This window comes from Pseudoalteromonas sp. SR45-5 (assembly GCF_014163565.1).
In the GTDB taxonomy this organism is placed as follows: domain Bacteria; phylum Pseudomonadota; class Gammaproteobacteria; order Enterobacterales; family Alteromonadaceae; genus Pseudoalteromonas; species Pseudoalteromonas distincta.
The window spans coordinates 1-5,539 of record NZ_JACJDN010000245.1 but is presented as its reverse complement, the minus strand read 5'-3'; the positions used below and the strand labels follow the sequence as shown (position 1 = coordinate 5,539).

Below are 5,539 nucleotides of genomic sequence, written 5' to 3'. Positions count from 1 at the left end.
CTTTTTTCAATCTTTAGTCTTAATTACATACTGTAAAAACAAGCGCTTATAAAATATAAAAAGTAATTTTAACTTAAAGTTTAGCAAACGAGCGTTCTGCTGCCGCTATTGTGTCTTTTACTTCTTGTTCAGTATGCGCAGCACATACAAAACCAGCCTCAAATGCTGATGGAGCAAGGTACACGCCTTCTTCAAGCATAAGGTGGAAAAAACGTTTGAAGCGCTCTAGGTCACACTCAGTTGCTTGCTTGTATGTCGTTACTTTTTCAGCATCAGTAAAAAAGAATCCATACATGCCGCCCGCATAGTTAGTTGTTAGCGCAACACCGGCTTTTTTAGCACCAGCTTCAAAGCCTTCACAAATTGCTTTTGAAATAGCTTCTAACTTATCGTGAAGGCCAGGCTCACTTAATAGCTCAAGTGATTTTAAACCTGCAGCCATTGCAATAGGGTTACCAGAAAGAGTACCAGCTTGGTAAACTGGTCCTACAGGCGCAATGTAATCCATTATTTCAGTTTTACCACCAAACGCGCCAACTGGCATGCCGCCGCCAATTACTTTACCTAAACACGTAAGATCTGGTTTAATGTTGTAATAAGCTTGTGCACCGCCAAGTGCAACACGAAAGCCTGTCATTACTTCATCAAAAATAAGTACTGATTTATATTCGTCACACACATCACGCAAACCTTCTAAAAAGCCAGGCACTGGTGGAATACAGTTCATGTTACCGGCTACTGGCTCTACAATAATACAGGCAATTTCATCTGCGTATTTTGCAAAAATAGCTTTTACTTCATCTAGGTTATTAAACGAAACTGTAAGTGTATGCTTAGCAAAGTCTTCAGGAATACCTGGAGAATTAGGTACACCCATTGTTAGTGCACCAGAGCCTGCCTTAACTAATAACGAGTCAGCGTGACCGTGGTAACAACCTTCAAATTTTAATATTTTATCGCGACCGGTAAAGCCACGTGCTAAACGAATTGCACTCATTGTCGCTTCAGTGCCTGAGCTAACCATGCGTACTTTTTCGATTGATGGAACTAGCTCTTTTACTTTTTCAGCCATTAATATTTCGGCTTCAGTTGGTGCGCCATAGCTAAGGCCATTTTCTACAGCTTCGTGTACAGCTTGTTTAATTGCAGGGTGATTATGGCCCATGATCATAGGCCCCCAAGAGCCAACATAATCAATGTAACGATTACCGTCGGCATCAAATGTAAACGCGCCTTCTGCTTTTGTAATGAATAGTGGCGTACCGCCTACACCATTAAAAGCACGAACTGGTGAGTTTACGCCACCAGGAATAGAAGCTTGGGCGCGTTCAAATAAGTCTTGGCTAATTGTCATGAAAAATCCTATAAATTGTCACTTAAAAGGGGGTTAGCTGTCGCGTTTGCGGCTAAACCAAGGTACGTCTACTTCATACTTATCGACTTTGTTTTCTACGCCGAGTGTTAAAGCAAACAGTGCCATACGAATTAATACGCCGTTTTGTACCTGGCGAAATATTGCTAAATTGTCGTTACTGTTTAAGTCGTTATCAAGCTCGTTGGCTTCTAAGCGACTGTCACGTGGAAGAGGATGCATTAATACAGAGTTAGGCTTACAGTGAGCGCTGTAAATAGATTGGCTAATCCTAAAGCCGCCACGGTATTTATTTGCTTCTTCTTGCGATGGAAAACGCTCTTCTTGAATACGTGTTTGGTAAACAATATCGGCTGCTAAATTGCCTTCCATCTTATTTACTAGCTCAATTTTATGGCCAGCATTTTCTACTGCATCTAAAATGCTTGTTGGCATTTGTAAGCCATCAGGCGCGACCATCGAAAACTTTACGTTTTTATAATGGCACAATAGTTTAGATAAAGAATGCACTGTGCGGCCATACTTTAAATCGCCCACAAGCGCTATATGCATACCATCAATATTTTGACCAAAACGATGTAATTCGCGCTCAATGGTTAATAAGTCAAGCAATGCTTGAGTAGGGTGCTCATTTGGGCCGTCGCCGCCATTAATAACCGGCACAGTACAGCCATCAGCAAATTCACTTACTGAGCCTGCATCAGGATGGCGCATGGCAACAGCGTCAGCATAAGCTGAAATAACGCGGGCGGTATCGTAAAGAGACTCACCCTTAGCAAGGGCTGAACTTTGCATACCTGTAGTTTCACGTACACCACCGCCAAGTAAGTTAAAGGCGGTGCCAAAGCTAACTCGTGTACGAGTGCTTGGTTCAAAAAACAAATTAGCTAAAATAGCGCCTTCTAGCACCTTAGTTTGCTTTTGCTTTTTAGCATAAGGCTCCATTTTTTTTGCTACTGCAAAAATACGTTCAATGCAGTCTCTGTCTAGCTGATTTACAGACAGTATATGCTCACCTTGGAAACTTAACATGGGGTTATTCCTAATCAATCAAATGGGCGCGATAATCCATAAATGGAGCACGCAATCGCGCGTGTTAAAGCAAGTATTGTAAATTGCAGCGAAGTTTAACATGCGCCGCAAAGCTTATAAATTAGGTTTTATTACCGCAAGGGCCACTATGATGAGCAACGCAATAACTGGGAGCTCATTAAAAATACGGTAAAAGCGGTCTGTCTTAGTGTTGCGGTCATGCTTAAAGTCATTTAATAACTTAAAACAGTAGCCGTGGTATATATATAATATGATCACCAGTACTAGTTTATAGTGCAGCCACATACTGTATCTAAACCAATCACGACCATATTCAACAATGGTCAATACACCAAATACAGCGGTTAATACAGCAAATGGGGTAACGAAATAAAGTAGTCTGCGCTCCATAACTTTTAACATAGAGTTGCATGATCTTTCCTCGCTCATAGCGTGATATACAAATAATCGAGGCAAGTAAAAAATACCGGCAAACCACGCAATCATAAAAAATATGTGGAGTGTTTTATAAATCAATAATGCGCTCATAATAGTCCTTATTGTTTAAAGTAAGCTGTTACGAATGGTTAAAATATGATGAATTTGATCCCAGCGTAATAGCCCCATAATTTGTTGATTATCTAAAAGGTTATAAACGTAAAGCGCGCCACTTCTTTTATCTTTTAGGATATCGAAAGCATCGGCTAGGGTGGCCTGACTACTGATGCCCTGCAAGCTAATATAATTTATATTTATTGTTTCATTAGACATTAGCGTTAAATCGTATTCAGCGAGACGATAGCCATTTTCTTCGTCAAAAACAATTAACGGAGTTTGGCTATCCATGGCATCTAATGTGCTTTTTATTTGCACTTTGTCGTCTGAATAAAGCAATTTAAAGTCTTCATCCATATCATCCATTATCCCCACTTTTTGTAATGCTTCGGTAGCGGGAGATACATGGTACGGTAATCCCTGAAAATCTAGTTGCTGCAAAAATATGGAGCGATTTCCAAAAAACTGTAATGCTGTTACATAGGCCGTGGTGATCACAAGCATAGCTGGAACAATTATTTCAGGTGACGATGTAAGCTCCATGACCGTTGTTAAAGCAGCTAGTGGTGCATGCAATGTGGCGGCCATTAATCCGGCCATACCTAAAACTCCATAAGTACCCGCTATATCAGTGCCAGGACTAATAAACTGAGCAAAAAAAGCCATTAATGTACCAATTAATACGCCAAGTCCAATTACCGGACCAATTAAACCGCCCGGAATACCCAAACCGATAGCAAACAATGTAGCAAGTAGTTTAGCGATTAAAATAGTTGTGAGTAGCTTTACGTCATCAGGAGATTCAACCGCGATAGTTATTGCGCTCATACCAGAGCCCATAGCATGAGGCACTGCGTAAGCTATTAAGCTGGCAATGCACCCTGCAATTAATAAACGAGGGAACATACTTAAAGGTTTAAATGTTTTAATAATTAGCATTAAGTTTTGATTAAAGCTAAATGCAATTGCACCCAGCGCCATGCCGCATAATATTAAATAAGGGTAATGCCAACCACTCAATGGCGCTATGGTAATGAGCGCAAGCTCTGAGCCTTCACCAAAAACAAACTGTGTGGCCAGTGCGCCAGTAACAGCGGCAAGCATGATAGGTACAAATATATGTACTTTATATTCACGAAGTACCACTTCCATTACAAAAATAACGGCTGCAAGTGGAGTATTAAACGACGCGGCTATACCTGCCGCTACTCCACAACCACTTAGAGTACGCATGGCATTATGCGGTAAATGCAGCTTATCTGCCAAAATACTCGCCCCCGTTGCGCCCATATGCACGGAAGGCCCTTCTCGGCCAACTGAAAAACCGCTAATGAGAGCAAGTGCGCCACCAACAAATTGATTAACCGTATTGTATAAAGGCATTTGCCCGTAGTGACGTTTAATTCTGTGTATAACAAAGGGGATACCCAAGCGGTAATGTTTAAACCCAGTAAAGGCAGCAAACGTGGCTATTAGTAATGCAGCAACTAAAGGCATTAGTACACGTTCAAGTGTTGGTAGGGTAGTAAAGTCGTCAGGTGTTTCTAAAAATAAGCTTTGGAAAAACAGAATGGTTAAGCGAAATAAAATAATAAAAAATGCAGCAATTAATCCGGCAACTACGCCTAATAAGCATAATTGTACAGATGTTTTAGGTTTTGCCAGCCGACGCCTGAGTTGCTCAAGCCACATGCATAATTCCTCGCTGTATTTTTCAGCAGCATTTTAGCAAAAGAGTTTAGCTAAGTCCTTGTGATTTTGAAATTTTCGTAACTTATATTAACAATTTGCAGTGAAGATTAAGACCTATTGCCTATAACTAAAATATTTAATGAGTTTATAGCGTATAAAGGTCGCTTTTAGTTTGCTTAAGTATTATTTTAGCTAGTTAATGTTTGGCCACTTTTTTACTAATTTATAGATATAACTTAGAGGAAAGAGTTGTTTTACTATACTTGATTAAAACACTCGGGTATTAGATAATCACGCCATTGCGATATTGAGGGTTTTAAAATGTCTGAAGAATTACCAATTAAGTTCAGCGATGCGGCTGCTGTTCGTGTTAAACAGTTAATCGACGAAGAAGAAAACCCAGACTTAAAACTGCGTGTTTATGTAACAGGCGGTGGTTGTTCTGGTTTTCAATATGGTTTTACTTTTGATGAAAAAGCGAATCCTGGCGATTTAGAAATTGTAAAAAATGGTGTAACACTCGTTATTGATCCAATGAGCATTCAATATTTGGTTGATGGTGAGGTTGATTACACTGAAGGATTAGAAGGCGCACGCTTTTTTGTATCTAATCCAAATGCAACAACAACCTGTGGTTGTGGTGCAAGCTTTAGCGTTTAACAGCCAAACGCTAAATAGAATAAAGCCGCTTTTGCGGCTTTTTTAATGCCTATAAATCAGTTGGTGCGTATTCGGTAATTTGCATTATCAATACAAAAAAGCCGAGTACAAAGGCTGAAAACGCTAAAATATACATAAAGCCTTTTTTACCTTGTTTAATTGGTACGCCGTTGTGGCGCAAAAAAAAGTACCAACCTAAACACAACACGATAGGTAATAAAAAAAGAA

The 5,539-nt window shown here is 39.9% G+C and carries 5 protein-coding genes; 1 reads left to right on the top strand and 4 read right to left on the bottom strand.

What is annotated here, in order from left to right:
- Positions 1-73: 73 nt before the first annotated feature.
- The 4 genes from hemL to H5072_RS10630 form a co-directional block, all read right to left on the bottom strand.
- Positions 74-1,354, bottom strand: a complete 1,281-nt coding sequence (hemL, locus tag H5072_RS10645; protein ID WP_024596268.1) for a glutamate-1-semialdehyde 2,1-aminomutase — start codon at positions 1,352-1,354, stop codon at positions 74-76.
- Between the two features lie 33 nt (positions 1,355-1,387).
- The gene (locus H5072_RS10640; RefSeq protein ID WP_182693508.1) at positions 1,388-2,404 is read right to left on the bottom strand and encodes an aspartate carbamoyltransferase; all 1,017 of its coding nucleotides are present in this window, start codon (positions 2,402-2,404) and stop codon (positions 1,388-1,390) included.
- A gap of 114 nt (positions 2,405-2,518) precedes the next feature.
- Entirely contained in the window at positions 2,519-2,953 is a 435-nt protein-coding gene (locus H5072_RS10635) for a CopD family protein (protein ID WP_002958913.1), read from the bottom strand.
- Positions 2,954-2,968: 15 nt separating this feature from the next.
- Positions 2,969-4,651 carry a chloride channel protein gene (locus H5072_RS10630; protein WP_002958912.1) on the bottom strand — a complete coding sequence of 561 codons (1,683 nt, stop codon included), beginning with the start codon at positions 4,649-4,651 and terminating at the stop codon, positions 2,969-2,971.
- A 321-nt stretch (positions 4,652-4,972) separates the two neighbouring features.
- Here H5072_RS10630 and erpA point away from each other — a divergent pair, with 321 nt between their 5' ends.
- Positions 4,973-5,311 carry an iron-sulfur cluster insertion protein ErpA gene (gene erpA, locus H5072_RS10625; protein WP_002958911.1) on the top strand — a complete coding sequence of 113 codons (339 nt, stop codon included), beginning with the start codon at positions 4,973-4,975 and terminating at the stop codon, positions 5,309-5,311.
- The last annotated feature ends 228 nt before the right edge of the window (positions 5,312-5,539 follow it).